Origin of the sequence: Insolitispirillum peregrinum (assembly GCF_900156605.1) — a bacterium.
Classification (GTDB): domain Bacteria; phylum Pseudomonadota; class Alphaproteobacteria; order Rhodospirillales; family Rhodospirillaceae; genus Insolitispirillum; species Insolitispirillum peregrinum.
Genome location: NZ_FTOA01000001.1, coordinates 328,500 through 342,101, shown reverse-complemented (window position 1 = coordinate 342,101; position 13,602 = coordinate 328,500). Strand labels below are relative to the sequence as shown.

Annotated in this window: 15 protein-coding genes; 8 read left to right on the top strand and 7 right to left on the bottom strand. The window is 61.3% G+C overall.

Annotated features, from left to right (window positions below; all coding sequences use genetic code 11):
- Positions 1 to 2: 2 nt before the first annotated feature.
- The 6 genes from nuoF to BW995_RS01380 are packed head-to-tail and all read right to left on the bottom strand — an operon-like array spanning position 3 to position 4,650.
- Positions 3 to 1,283, bottom strand: a complete 1,281-nt coding sequence (nuoF, locus tag BW995_RS01405) for an NADH-quinone oxidoreductase subunit NuoF (RefSeq protein WP_076398249.1) — start codon at positions 1,281 to 1,283, stop codon at positions 3 to 5.
- The gene (gene nuoE, locus BW995_RS01400; RefSeq protein WP_076398247.1) at positions 1,283 to 1,882 is read right to left on the bottom strand and encodes an NADH-quinone oxidoreductase subunit NuoE; all 600 of its coding nucleotides are present in this window, start codon (positions 1,880 to 1,882) and stop codon (positions 1,283 to 1,285) included. Before nuoE ends, nuoF begins: the two co-directional genes overlap by 1 nt.
- The gene (locus BW995_RS01395; protein WP_076398245.1) at positions 1,879 to 3,063 is read right to left on the bottom strand and encodes an NADH-quinone oxidoreductase subunit D; all 1,185 of its coding nucleotides are present in this window, start codon (positions 3,061 to 3,063) and stop codon (positions 1,879 to 1,881) included. Before BW995_RS01395 ends, nuoE begins: the two co-directional genes overlap by 4 nt.
- A gap of 1 nt (position 3,064) precedes the next feature.
- The gene (locus tag BW995_RS01390) at positions 3,065 to 3,706 is read right to left on the bottom strand and encodes an NADH-quinone oxidoreductase subunit C (protein WP_076398244.1); all 642 of its coding nucleotides are present in this window, start codon (positions 3,704 to 3,706) and stop codon (positions 3,065 to 3,067) included.
- A 36-nt stretch (positions 3,707 to 3,742) separates the two neighbouring features.
- Positions 3,743 to 4,297: a NuoB/complex I 20 kDa subunit family protein gene (locus BW995_RS01385; RefSeq protein WP_217696033.1), complete on the bottom strand. Its 555-nt coding sequence runs from the start codon at positions 4,295 to 4,297 to the stop codon at positions 3,743 to 3,745.
- Complete coding sequence (locus BW995_RS01380) at positions 4,288 to 4,650, bottom strand: NADH-quinone oxidoreductase subunit A (protein WP_076398241.1); 363 nt, start codon at positions 4,648 to 4,650, stop codon at positions 4,288 to 4,290. Before BW995_RS01380 ends, BW995_RS01385 begins: the two co-directional genes overlap by 10 nt.
- Before the next feature lie 623 nt (positions 4,651 to 5,273).
- Here BW995_RS01380 and BW995_RS01375 point away from each other — a divergent pair.
- The 8 genes from BW995_RS01375 to BW995_RS01340 all read left to right on the top strand — a co-directional run bounded on the left by BW995_RS01375 (position 5,274) and on the right by BW995_RS01340 (position 11,016).
- Positions 5,274 to 5,729 carry a type II toxin-antitoxin system RatA family toxin gene (locus BW995_RS01375; RefSeq protein ID WP_084194490.1) on the top strand — a complete coding sequence of 152 codons (456 nt, stop codon included), beginning with the start codon at positions 5,274 to 5,276 and terminating at the stop codon, positions 5,727 to 5,729.
- 36 nt (positions 5,730 to 5,765) lie between these two features.
- Positions 5,766 to 6,512, top strand: a complete 747-nt coding sequence (gene rquA, locus BW995_RS01370; RefSeq protein WP_084194489.1) for a rhodoquinone biosynthesis methyltransferase RquA — start codon at positions 5,766 to 5,768, stop codon at positions 6,510 to 6,512.
- 213 nt (positions 6,513 to 6,725) lie between these two features.
- Entirely contained in the window at positions 6,726 to 8,501 is a 1,776-nt protein-coding gene (frdA, locus tag BW995_RS01365) for a fumarate reductase (quinol) flavoprotein subunit (RefSeq protein WP_076398239.1), read from the top strand.
- A complete protein-coding gene (locus tag BW995_RS01360; RefSeq protein WP_076398238.1) occupies positions 8,498 to 9,250 on the top strand; it encodes a succinate dehydrogenase/fumarate reductase iron-sulfur subunit in 753 nt (250 codons plus the stop codon). Before frdA ends, BW995_RS01360 begins: the two co-directional genes overlap by 4 nt.
- Positions 9,247 to 9,633, top strand: a complete 387-nt coding sequence (locus BW995_RS01355) for a hypothetical protein (RefSeq protein ID WP_076398236.1) — start codon at positions 9,247 to 9,249, stop codon at positions 9,631 to 9,633. Before BW995_RS01360 ends, BW995_RS01355 begins: the two co-directional genes overlap by 4 nt.
- 15 nt (positions 9,634 to 9,648) lie before the next feature.
- Complete coding sequence (gene frdD / locus BW995_RS01350) at positions 9,649 to 10,017, top strand: fumarate reductase subunit FrdD (protein WP_076398235.1); 369 nt, start codon at positions 9,649 to 9,651, stop codon at positions 10,015 to 10,017.
- Positions 10,018 to 10,109: 92 nt separating this feature from the next.
- Complete coding sequence (locus BW995_RS01345; RefSeq protein ID WP_076398233.1) at positions 10,110 to 10,328, top strand: SlyX family protein; 219 nt, start codon at positions 10,110 to 10,112, stop codon at positions 10,326 to 10,328.
- A gap of 472 nt (positions 10,329 to 10,800) precedes the next feature.
- Positions 10,801 to 11,016 carry a hypothetical protein gene (locus BW995_RS01340; RefSeq protein ID WP_076398231.1) on the top strand — a complete coding sequence of 72 codons (216 nt, stop codon included), beginning with the start codon at positions 10,801 to 10,803 and terminating at the stop codon, positions 11,014 to 11,016.
- A 235-nt stretch (positions 11,017 to 11,251) separates the two neighbouring features.
- On the opposite strand, the gene BW995_RS01335 is transcribed toward BW995_RS01340, so the two are convergent.
- Complete coding sequence (locus tag BW995_RS01335) at positions 11,252 to 13,558, bottom strand: DNA translocase FtsK (protein WP_076398230.1); 2,307 nt, start codon at positions 13,556 to 13,558, stop codon at positions 11,252 to 11,254.
- Positions 13,559 to 13,602: the final 44 nt, after the last annotated feature.

Genomic DNA, 13,602 nt, shown 5'->3' with positions numbered 1-13,602 from the left:
TCCTACTCGGCGGCCTGGGCCGACTGGCCAAGGATACGCGCCTCGATCAACGGGCGGAAATGGCGAATGAGGCCCTGAATCGGCCACGCTGCGGCATCCCCCAGAGCACAGATGGTGTGCCCTTCGATCTGCTTTGACACTTCGAACAGCATGTCGATTTCCTCGACCGCCGCCTTGCCGTGGGCAATGCGATCCAGCACGCGGGCCATCCAGCCGGTGCCTTCACGGCACGGGGTGCACTGACCGCAGCTTTCGTGGGTATAGAACTTGGCCAGCCGGTTGATCGCCTGGATCACGTCGGTGGACTTGTCCATCACGATCACGGCGGCGGTCCCCAGACCCGACCCGACTTCGCGCAGCGAGTCAAAGTCCATCAGCACGGTATCGCACACCGATTTCGGCATCATCGGCACCGACGACCCGCCGGGGATCACCGCCAGCAGGTTGTCCCAGCCGCCGCGCACGCCACCACAATGCTTTTCGAGCAGTTCCTTCAGCGGAATGCCCATTTCTTCTTCGACGTTGCACGGCGTGTTGACGTGGCCGGAGATGCAGAACAGCTTGGTCCCGCTGTTCTTCGGACGCCCCAGACCGGCAAACCACGACGCACCACGACGCAGGATGGTCGGGGCAACGGCAATCGACTCAACGTTGTTGACGGTGGTCGGGCAACCGTACAGACCGACACCGGCCGGGAACGGCGGCTTCAGGCGCGGCTGGCCCTTCTTGCCTTCCAGCGAGTTGATCAGCGCGGTTTCTTCGCCGCAGACATAGGCCCCCATGCCACGGTGGACATAGAGGTCAAAGTCCCAACCCGACCCGCAGGCGTTCTTGCCGATCAGACCAGCGGCATAGGCTTCGTCGATGGCGCTCTGCAGGGCCTCGGCTTCGCGATAGAACTCGCCACGGATGTAAATGTAGCAGGTATGGGCGCGAATGGCGAACGAGGCCAGCAGGCAGCCTTCGACCAGCTTGTGCGGGTCATGGCGCATGATTTCGCGGTCTTTACAGGTGCCCGGCTCGCCTTCGTCGGCGTTGACCACCAGATAATGCGGACGCTCGCCTTCCTGCTTGGGCATGAAGGACCACTTCATGCCGGTCGAGAAGCCAGCGCCGCCACGACCACGCAGGCCGGACTCTTTCATCTCGTTGATGATCCAGTCCTGACCCTTTTCCATGATGGCCTTGGTGCCATCCCAATCGCCACGGGCACGGGCACCGGTCAGACCGATGTCCTGCAACCCGTACAGGTTGGTAAAGATGCGATCACGATCCTGCAGCATCAGCCAAGCTCCTTCAACGTGGTCGGACCACCTTCCGGGCACGAACCCGAACGACCGATCTGCGAACCGACCTTCACCGGCTTGCCGTCCTTCAGGTCCTGGAACAGGGCCTTGGCGTTTTCGTAGGTCAGGTCTTCGTAATAGTCGTCACCGATCTGCGCCACCGGAGCGTTGCAGCAGGCACCGGCGCATTCGACTTCTTCCAGCGTGGCTTCGTCGTTGGACTCGCCAAAATGGAGACCAAACACTTCCTCGGCGGCGCGCTTGACATCGTCCGACCCGCGCAGCCAGCACGAAATGTTCGTGCACAGCTGGATGTGGTGCCGTCCGACCGGGCGCAGGCGGTACATGGTGTAGAAGGTGGCCACTTCGTAGACGCGGATCGCCGGGACGTCCAGCAGGTCAGCGATATAGTCCATCGCCGTGCGCGACAGCCACCCTTCCTGACGCTGGGCCAGGTCAAGGAGCGGCATCACCGCGCTGCGTTGGCGGCCTGCCGGATACTTGGCAATAAAGACCTTGGCCTTTTCCATGTATTCCGGAGTGAACTCGAAGCTCTCAGGCTGCGGCACTTTGGGATCTGTGCTGTGCGAACTCATCGGTCAATCTCGCCGAAAACCACGTCAATGGAGCCGATGATGGCCGGAATATCGGCCAACATGTGACCCTTGGACATCATGTCCATGGCCTGCAAGTGGACATAACCCGGCGACCGGATCTTGCACTTGTAGGGTTTGTTGGTGCCGTCGGACACCAGATAGACGCCGAACTCACCCTTCGGGGCTTCGGTGGCGACATAGGTTTCCCCGGCCGGCACGTGGAAGCCTTCGGTAAACAGCTTGAAGTGGTGGATCAGGGCTTCCATCGAGCGCTTCATTTCGTGGCGCGACGGCGGCGTGGCCTTGCGGTCATCGGTCTTCACCGGACCCTTCACCTTTTCCAGCCGGTCGAGGCACTGATGAATGATGCGCAGCGACTGGTGCATTTCTTCGACGCGGACCAGATAGCGGTCATAGCAGTCGCCGGTCTTGCCGATCGGCACGTCGAAGTCCATCTCTTCATAGGAGTCATAGGGCTGCGACTTGCGCAGGTCCCAGGCAAAGCCCGACGCGCGCAGGTTCGGACCGCTAAAGGCCCAGTCCAGCGCCTGTTCCGGCGTCACCACGCCGATCCCGACGGTACGCTGCATGAAAATGCGGTTGCGGGTGATCATGGTTTCCATGTCCCGCACATAGTTCGGGAACTTCTTCGCCCACTCGCGCATGCGCTCGATCAGGCCATCGGGCAGATCCTGCGCCACCCCGCCGGGACGGAAGTAGTTCATGTGCATACGGGCGCCACACACCGCTTCGCAGAACTCGAAAATGATTTCGCGTTCTTCAAAGGCCCACAGCATCGGGGTCATGGCCCCGACGTCCATCGCATAGGACGGAACGTTCAGCAGGTGGTTGGCGATACGCACGATTTCCGCAAACAGGGTGCGGATCAGCTTGCCGCGCTCGGGCACTTCGATGCCCAGCAGCTTTTCGACTGCCAGCACATAGGAGTGCTCCATGTTCAGCGGCGAGCAATAGTCCAGGCGGTCGAAATAGGGCGTCGCCTGCATATAGGTCTTGTGCTCGATCAGCTTTTCGGTCCCGCGGTGCAGCAGGCCGATATGCGGATCAGCACGATCAACGATTTCCCCATCCAGCTCCAGCACCAGACGCAGCACGCCGTGCGCGGCAGGGTGCTGGGGGCCGAAGTTGATATTGAGGTTCTTAATCTGCTGTTCGCTCATATCACTTCTTCCCCTCGGCCTGTTGCGCGGCCTTTTCATCGCCCGGCAGCCAGCGGGAGGTCATGGCCTCCCACGGGCTGAGGAAGTCGAAGGAACGGAAGTCCTGGGCCAGCTTTACCGGTTCATAGACGATACGCTTCTGATCTTCGTCGTAGCGCATTTCGACGTAGCCGGTCAGCGGGAAGTCCTTGCGCAGCGGATGGCCTTCAAAACCGTAATCGGTCAGAATGCGCCGCAGGTCGGGATGGTCGGCAAAGAACACGCCGTACATGTCCCACACTTCACGCTCGAACCAGCCAGCCGTCGAGAACACGCCGGTCACGGTCGGAACCGGGGTTGCTTCGTCGGTGGCCAGCTTTACGCGGACCCGCTGGTTGTGCTTCATCGACAGCAGACAGTAGACCACATCAAAACGCTGTTCGCGTTCGGGGTAGTCCACCGCCGTCAATTCGACAAGCTGGCTAAACTTGCAGTTCACATCATCCCGCAGGGTTGTCAGCACCTTGACGATGCTGCCGCGCTGGACAGTTACGATGAGTTCCTGCTTTGCAAGCTCGGTCTTGATGACATCATGCGGCATGATCGCGGCGACATGGTCGCCAAGATCGCGCAGAGCCTGCACCTGGTCTTCCGTCAGTTTCATGGTGGTTCCCCGACCGTACCGTATCAGCAGAGGCAATCAGCGGCGCAGAGTGCCGGTCCGCCGGATCTTCTTTTGCAACTGCATAATGCCATAAACCAGTGCCTCTGCAGTCGGCGGGCAGCCCGGAACGTACACATCCACCGGCACGATGCGGTCACAGCCGCGCAGCACCGAATAGGAATAGTGATAGTACCCGCCGCCGTTGGCGCACGACCCCATCGAGATCACCCAGCGCGGTTCGGCCATCTGGTCATAGACCTTGCGCACCGCCGGGGCCATCTTGTTGGTCACCGTGCCTGCCACGATCATCACGTCGGACTGGCGCGGGCTGGGACGCGGCACCACGCCCATGCGGTCCAGGTCATAGCGTGGCATGTAGGCGTGAATCATTTCCACGGCGCAGCAGGCCAGACCAAAGGTCATCGGCCACAGGGAACCGGTACGGGCCCAGTTCACCAGCGCATCGACCGAAGACAGCACAAAGCCCTTTTCCTTCAGGGTTTCATCAACCCCTTTCAGGATCAGGTCCTGGTCAGTTCCCGGCGGGATGAGATTCATGGGATTGTGCGGATTGCCGCTCGTCACTCCCATTCCAGGGCTCCCTTCTTCCATTCGTAAACGAAGCCGATGGTCAGCACGCCCAGGAACAGCATCATCGACCAGAAGCCATAGATCCCCACGTCCTTGAAGGCCACGGCCCACGGGAAGAGGAAGGCGACTTCCAGGTCAAAGATGATGAACAGGATGGCGACCAGGTAATAGCGCACGTCAAAGCGCGTCCGGGCGTCGTCAAAGGCCTCGAAGCCGCACTCGTAGGCCGAATCCTTTTCAGGGTCCGGACGCTGCGGGGCGACCACGTAGGATGCCAGGATCATAATCCCGGAGATGGCGACCGCGATCCCGAGGAACATCAGGATCGGTAGGTATTCGCGGAGCAAGTCCATGAGCAGGCTCCAACCTCCATGTTCGGCGGCGGGCGGCTGCGGTGGTTTACGGCCCCCTACCCTGCCCAAGCAGGATAGTCTGCCATATGGCAGAACGGGTTTCCGACACCGACACTCTCCACTGGACACCAGGTTTCCCCAGCTCCGGCGCGGGTCGGCGATGGTTTGTTGCCGTACGTACCGCGCACGCCCTCCGTGCCTCAGATACACTCTCCTCGGTGCCTTGCCTGCCCACCCTTACGGGTAGCCCGGCCAACCATGGCAAGCCCCAGCGTACCGTTGCACGGCGGCACACCGAAACCGAGGCGATTCACGCCCCCCGTTGGAATCGCCGTGATCTAATCCGTGCTAGGGCGGCAAGTCAAGAAAACAAGGGCATTGACAGCGTCTTTTCACGCTAATTACCCCGCGCCCTGTGTGTCATTAGCTGTTTTGCCGCCTTTTAGAGCAAAGAGAGCCGCAGTCGACTTAGATAGATTTTGAGAATTAATTGCAACAACTACTCCCCCACCCCTTTCCCTCTGCTTCCCCCCACTCTTGGACAGGTTGGGGAAGCCTCGGAAACAGGGTATACAAGAGGAAAGACAATATAAATCGTCCACCAATCAACTCGGATAAAGCCCGTGCCAGCAACCACCGTCACCCGCGAAGTCTATTACTCACCGCAACAGATGTTCGCGCTGGTCGCCGATGTCGCCCGCTATCCCGATTTTGTCCCCAACTGGCAGATGGTCCGTGTCCGCCCGCTTGATGATACCAGCTATCGCACCGATCAGGTGGTTCGTTTCGGCCCGATGCGCCACACCTTTACCAGCACCACATCCCTGCAGGCCCCGGACCGGATTACCGTCACATCCAGCGATAGCCCGTTCAAGACATTGCAGCTACAATGGCATTTCGCTGTTGCTGATGACGGTGGCTGCCGGATTACCCTGGTGGTGGACTTCGAGCTGAAGGTTCGGGCCTTTCAGGCCATTACCTCGATCCTGTCGCGGGAGTCCGTTGTGCGCATGGTCGATGCCTTTGAACATCGCGCCCAGGATCTTTACGGCCCCCCCAATCACGCCAGCCACGAGTAACTCCCCGTCTGCCGTCCCTGCCAAAAAGGATTTGTGGTGCGCCGTTCCAATCAAGCCCTCGTCGACCGCCCGGCCCCAACCCCTTCGTCCGCCGGGACGCCGCACCGGCCTGCTGCGCCGCCGCCTCTACCCGATTATCTGCGCGATACCTATACCTGGGCCTATCTCAGTGACTTCGGCACCCGCTTTTTTGACCATCAACTGGTGGTCAACACCATCCTGTGGGGCAACGCCCGCCGTCTGATCCGCTGGGCCTGCTCGGCCCTGCGTCCCGGTCAGACTGTCCTGCAACCGGCGGCGGTCTATGGCTCGTTTTCCCGTGACGTTGCCGCGACCCTCGGCCCACAGGGGCAACTGACCGTATGCGATGTTGCCCCGGTGCAGGTGGCCCTGACCACCCGCAAGGTTGCCGACCTTTCCACCGTCACCGTCGGCCTGCACGATGCCAGCCAGCCCCACGGCGAAGCCTTTGATGCAATCGTCTGTTTCTTTTTGCTGCACGAAGTCCCCGATCCGGTGAAAACCGCCATCGTTGACGCCCTGCTGGCGTCGGTCAAGCCGGGCGGCTCGGTGATTTTCGTCGATTATCACCAGACGGCCCCATGGCATCCCCTGCGCCCGGTCATGGCTGGCGTTTTCCGCTTTCTTGAGCCGTTTGCGCAGGCTTTGTGCCGCCGGGACATCCGCGACTACGCCAGCAATCCGCAGCAGGCCGAGTGGCGAAAAGAAACCCGTTTTGGTGGGCTTTACCAGCGCGTCATCGCCACCCGTCCCCCGACATAAACCTCCTGACAGCGGGTATGCCTTCGGACATACCCGCCAGATGACATTCTTATTAATTCATTCATAAAAAACACTTTTTCGGCAAAAGACCCTACAATGGGTAGTTGGTTGGCCCGTCAAACAGGCGTATGATCCACAGGGTGAGGGTGCCGCGTCAGGACCGCGTCAGCGCTTTGGCACCCCCGGTATTTTTCTGCAGGAGGCCCTTTGCCGATGCCATCCTCCCACCCGACCGATTTAACCCTGATCGAAGCCGACGTTGCCATTGTTGGCGCTGGCGGAGCCGGGTTGCGGGCCGCAATCGCCGTTGCCGAAAGCGCCCCCGACCTGAAAGTCGCCCTGATCTCCAAAGTCTACCCGATGCGCAGCCACACGGTGGCCGCCGAAGGGGGAGCCGCCGGGGTCGCCAAAAGCAACGACAGCCTCGACAACCACTTCAACGATACCGTCACCGGCTCCGACTGGCTGGCCGATCAGGACTGCATCGACTTTTTCGTCGAACGCGCCCCCAAGGAACTGGTGCAGATCGAACACTGGGGCTGTCCGTGGTCACGCGACCCCGACGGATCGGTGGCCGTGCGCCCGTTTGGCGGCATGAAGATCGAACGCACCTGGTTCGCCGCCGACAAGACCGGGTTCCACCTGCTGCACACCCTGTTTCAGACCTCGCTGAAATATCCGTCGATCACCCGCTATGACGAAGTCTATACCACCGACCTGCTGATCGAAGACGGTCGCTGCACCGGGGTTCTGGCCCACGAGATGCGCAGCGGCAAGGCTCTGGCCTTTGTGGCCAAATCGGTGGTCCTGTGTACCGGTGGGGCGGGACGGGTGTTCCCCTTCACCACCAACGGTGCGATCAAGACCGGCGACGGCATGGCGATGGCCTATCGCGCTGGCGTCGCGCTGGAAGACATGGAATTCGTCCAGTACCACCCGACCGGCCTGCCCGGCACCGGCATCCTGATTTCCGAAGCCGCCCGTGGCGAAGGTGGCATTCTGGTCAACAAGGACGGCTATCGTTACCTGCAAGACTATGGCATGGGCCCGCCGGACCCGTGGCCGCGCAAGAAAGCGATGGAGCTGGGTCCGCGCGACCGCCTGTCGCAAGCCTTTTGGCAGGAACAGCAAAAGGGCCGCTGCATCAGCTCCAAGTGGGGCGACGTGGTCCACCTTGACCTGCGCCATCTGGGGGCCAAAAAGATCAATGAACGCCTGCCGTTCATCCGTGATCTCGCCAAGTCCTATGTTGGCGTCGATGTGACCCAACAGCCGATCCCGGTGCGTCCGGTGGTGCACTACACCATGGGCGGCATCGCCAGCAACATCCACGCCAGCACATCGCTGCCCGGCCTGTACACCGCCGGGGAAGCCGCCTGCGTGTCGATCAACGGCGCCAACCGCCTTGGCTCGAACTCGCTGGCCGAGCTGCTGGTGTTCGGTCGGGTCGCCGGTGAAAACGCCGCCGCCTTTGCCCGCTCGGCCCCGGCGATCAGCCACAGCAACGCCTTGGCGCAGGCCGCTGCGGCGCGGGCTCGCGTTGAACAAATGGTCGATGGCTCGAAGGGTACCGAGTCCGCCACCACCTTGCGCAACGAAATGTATCAGGCGATGGAAAGCGGCTGCGGCATCTATCGCACCGCCGAGGCGCTGGAAGCCACCTGCGCCAAGCTGGGCGAGCTGCGCCAGCGGTGGAAAAACGTTGCAGTCAACGACAAGAGCTGGGTGTTCAACACCGATCTGACCCAGGCGCTGGAGCTGGGCCACATGCTGGAAATCGGCGAGTGCATGGCCCACGCCGCCCGCCTGCGCACCGAAAGCCGTGGCGCGCATCAGCGTCTGGATCACACACAGCGCGATGACCAGAATTTCCTGCGTCATTCGATGGCCTGGCGTCAGGGCGACGAAGCACCCCGCATTGACTACAAGGACGTGGTGATCACCCGGTCCCAGCCCGCCGAGCGCATTTATGGGGGAGAGGCGAAATGAGCACACCCACCACCTTTACGCTGGAGGTCCTGCGGTTCGACCCCACCACCGACACCGAGCCCTATTACCAGACCTATCAGGTACCCTACGACGAGGACTGGGTGGTGCTCGACGCCCTGACCTGGGTGAAGGACAACCTCGACAGCAGCCTGACCTTTCGCTGGTCCTGCCACATGGCGGTCTGCGGGTCGTGCGGGATGCAGGTCAACGGCACGCCGGTTCTGACCTGCAAGGCCTTCCTGCGCGACTATGTGCCGGCGACGGTCAAGGTCGAGCCGCTGCGCAACTTCCCCATCGAGCGCGATCTGGTGGTCGGGCTGGATGGCTTCATTGACCGCCTCGAAGCGATCAAGCCGTACATCATCCGCAAGGACGACAAGCCAATCGACGAGGGCGCCTACGTCCAGCTGCCCAAGCAGTTGAAGCGGTTCAAGCACCATACCCTGTGCATCAACTGCCTGCTGTGCTATTCGGCCTGCCCGCAGATGGGCCTGAACCCCGACTTCCTCGGCCCCGCCGCGCTGGCCCTTGCCCACCGTTACAACCTCGACAGCCGCGACGAAGGCCGCCGGGAACGGCAAAAGGTCACCGGCAGCGCCGAAGGGGTGTGGGAATGCACCTTTGTCTCGGCCTGCTCGGAAGTCTGTCCGAAAGGCGTCGAGCCTGCCGGAGCCATTCAGGAGCAAAAGGTGCAGAATTCGCTCGACTGGTTCCTTGACCGTCTGGTCCCCGGGAGGAAAGCGCCATGAGTCAGTCCTACAAACCTGTCTTCCCGAAAACCTGGTGGCTGCAAAGCGCGTTCTATACCCGCTACATGATCCGCGAGGCCTCCAGCTTCTTTGTGGCGACCTATTCCGCCCTGCTGATCATCGGCCTGTGGCGGCTGAATGATGGGCCGCAGGCATGGGATGGTTTTCTCCATGCCCTGCAATCGCCGTTCGCGGTGCTCTATCACCTGCTGGCGCTGCTGTTCACCCTCTATCACACCGTCACCTGGTTCGCCGTCACCCCCCGCACCATGCCGGTGCTGGTGGGCGATGACTTCCTGCCAGCGGCCCCGATCGTCATCGCCCAGTATGTGGCATGGGTGGTGCTGTCGCTGGGGATGATCGCCGTAACGGTCTGGCTGTAATCAACGGAGGCCCTGATGACCCACTATCACAAGTCTTCCAAGCCTCTGGTCTGGTTGCCCTTCGCCGCCGGCGGCGTCACCTCGGCGATGGTCCTGCCGGTGCTGATGCTGATCACCGGCATTCTCAGCCCGCTGGGACTGTTGCCGGACGGCGCGCTGTCCTATGAGCGGGTTCATGCGGTGGTCGCCCACCCGCTGGGCAAGCTGGTCCTGTTGGGGGTGTTGCTGCCCAGCCTGTGGCACGGTGCCCACCGGTTCCGCTGCACCCTGCAAGACCTGGGCGTCAGCAGCCACGGCGGACGGCAAATGGTGATGCTTGGCTGCTATGGCTTCGGGTTCCTGTTTACCATCCTTGCGATTGCCGCTCTGGCCGCCATCTGGTAAACCGCTGTCCATCGCCCTTGCGTTCGCGTTCAGCCCCTCCGGTGGGATGACCACAGGAGGGGCTTTTTCCATTCACCCCGCCGAGGCATCCCATGGACACCCCCACCCCGACCATCACTGAACTGGAACAGCGGATCACCGATCTGGAACGCGGGATCAGTCATCTGGAAAGCAGTAACGCCGACCTGAGCGAGATGGTCGCGCAACAATGGGATTTGATCGACCGCCTGAACCGGACGGTTGAAATGCTGTACAAGCGGATTGGCGCAATGGAGCCAACCATCGAAGCCCACAAGCCCCCCCATTACTAGACCAGCATGCGTTAAACCTGACGCCGCCGTGCACGACAGTCCGTGCAGGAGAATGGGCTACCGCCCATACCCGTTCGGAGGCGATGCCCCCGAACCCCCATTTTTTCTTTCAATATCAAGTCAATGGGGTCTGGGGCCTCAAGGCCCCGGCGAGGTTTGGAGCAGCGCTCCATGATCTTTTTGTCCTGCCCTGTGGCGCCAGATTTAACGCACACTGACCTAAGGACAAGCACAGACAATATCCACAATAATAGCATGGAATACTATCAATAGCCTTTCCTGAGCTCCATTATGCGCGCCCATATCATTAAAAAATATATGGTCTTTATTTAGCCACAAATGTTTCATGGTTGTTATTACAAATATAAATTCTATGATCCGCTCCGTTTGGTCGCCAGAGACACCAAACATTGTCCCCCGCAAGGCCGCCTCGGCTTCCCCCCAGCGGCCCCTGACCGGAGCACCCGTTGCGATGCGCTTTCTTCCCTATGTCCTGGTTGCGTTCATGGCCGCCCCGATCCTGATCTGGGCCTTTATCCAGTTCGTTGTCCTGCGTCCCGGTTCGCTGACCCGCTTTGCTCCGGACATGCTGTTTCAGGTGCTGTCGCTCGGCACCATCACTCTGGCGGCGTTCGTCCTGCTGGCCGTCTGGATGAGCCGCATGATTGCGCGGACCAGCCAGTCGTAACGACGGCCTTCACCGCAAAAAAAAGCCCGGGCGACCATCCCCGGGCTTTTTTTGTGTCTGTGGCAGGGCTGCACGCTGGACACGACAGATTAAAAACAAGAGCGGGCTGCCGCCCGGACCCACTCGGGGCCTGAGGCCCCGAACCCCATTTTTTTCTTTTATAATCAAAGGAATGAGATTTAGGGCCGACTGAACCCAACGAGGTCTGGGGCAAATCCTGAGCAGATGGCTCCTTTTACTCTCGCACCAGATAGCGCGACGCACTGACCAGAATATCGCGCTTGCCGACGTGGTTGGCGGCACTGATGATGCCTTCCTGCTCCATGCGTTCGACGATGCGGGCGGCGCGGTTATAGCCGATCTGCAGGTGACGCTGGATGAAGCTCACCGACACCTTGCCTTCGCGCAGGACCAGTGCCAGCGCCTGATCATAGGGGTCGCTGCTGCCTTCCTCACCGACCGAGGTGCCATCGAACACCGCACCACCACCCGAGCCGTAATCGTCGCCGCCATCATCATCGCCCTCTTCTTCGGTGATGGTGTGCAGATATTCCGGCGAGCCCAGACGCTTCAGGTGGCTGACCACCTGCTCGACTTCGCCATCAGAGACGAACGGCCCATGGACGCGGGTAATCCGCCCGCCAGAGGCCATGTACAGCATGTCGCCCTGCCCCAGCAACTGCTCGGCACCCTGTTCACCCAGAATGGTACGGCTGTCGATCTTGCTGGTAACCTGGAAGGAAATGCGGGTCGGGAAGTTGGCCTTGATGGTGCCGGTGATCACATCGACGCTGGGGCGCTGGGTGGCCATGATCAGGTGGATCCCCGCCGCCCGCGCCATCTGGGCCAGACGCTGGATGGCAGCTTCGATTTCCTTGCCCGCCACCAGCATCAGGTCGGCCATTTCATCGACCACCACCACGATGTACGGCAGCTTGGCCAGGTCGACATACTGCTCTTCCATGATCGGCTCGCCGGTTTCCCGGTCGAAGCCCACCTGCACCGAACGGGTGACCTGCTCGCCACGGGCCAGCAGTTCGCCGACACGCTCGTTGTAGCCTTCGATGTTGCGCACGCCCAGCGCGGCCATCGAGCGGTAACGGCTTTCCATCTCCTTCACCGCCCACTTCATGGCAACAACGGCCTTCTTCGGGTCGGTCACCACCGGGGTCAGCAGGTGCGGAATGCCGTCATAGACGCTCAGTTCCAGCATCTTGGGGTCAACCATGATCAGGCGACAGCGTTCCGGCGGCAGGCGGTACAGCAACGACAGGATCATGGTGTTGATGCCGACCGACTTGCCCGATCCGGTGGTCCCGGCAATCAGCAGGTGCGGCATTTTGGCCAGATCGGCGACCACCGGTTCACCGCCGATGTCCTTGCCCAGCACCAGCGGCAGACGGGCCGCCGTTTCGGCATAGGCCGGGCTTTCCATCATGTCGCGCAGATAGACGGTTTCGCGTTCGGGGTTCGGCAGTTCGATCCCGATCACCGACCGCCCCGGCACCACCGCAATACGGGCGGTGACCGCCGACATCGACCGGGCGATATCATCGGACAGGTTGATCACGGTGGAAGACTTGGTTCCGGGCACCGGCTCGAATTCATAGAGCGTCACCACCGGCCCGGCCTTGACCTGCATGATCTCGCCGCGAACCTTGAAGTTGCGCAGAACCGTTTCCAGAGTCCGGGCATTGCTGGCCAGCGCCAGTTCATCGGCCTCTTCTTCTTCCGACTGCGGCGGCTCCTGCAGCAGCGTCACCGATGGCGGCAGATAGGACGGAGCAGCAGACTCTTCTGCGGCATCGAAACCAGCAGCAGGGGGCGCGGCGACGGGTTCGGCAGCAACCGGGGCGCTGTCTTCGTCGGGATCAACGAATTCCAGATCGCCCTCGTCCAGCTCTTGTTCTTCAGCAGCGCCGTCTGCCTCGCCGTCCAGGTCGTCTTCGTCGAGGTCATCCTCGTCAAAGTCCTCATCATCGAGGTCTTCTTCGTCATCCTCCTCCTCGAGGTCGGCCTCGTCGCCGTCTTCCTCAAGGTCGTCTTCGTCGTCGAGGCTGGCATCATCCTCGTCGTCGGGGCTAGCATCATCCGTTGCAACCCCTTGCCCGGCCACAACCAGCGCCTCGTCAACGACTTCAAATTCCCCGGCACGGGCAGCATAGTCGGCATCGGCCACCTGAATGGCATGGTGCGCCGGGCGTGGGGCCTGCTCGTCTGCGGCTGGCAGGTCCTCGTCGTCCTCGTCGTCGACATCCTGCGGACGCATCAGGCTTTCCTGCCATTCGACCCCGGCGACAAAGGCAAACGCCGCCAGCGTCGCCAGTGTTTCGTCTTCCTGCCCTGTCCCGTAGGCAATGGTGCCTTCCGGGCGTCCCGGACGGTATTCAACGTCCCATTCCCATGCGCCGTCGGGCCAGACATGCCGAGCCATCCGGTACGGTTTGCCATTCATGGCACACCACAGATTGAACTCGCTGGCGGTCATGGCGTCCTTGACTTCGGGCGGGGGGGTACGGCCTCGCAGCTTTTCAACGGACATCGCGCGACAGACTTCCTATGCCAGAGACGAAAAAGGAAGGAGCC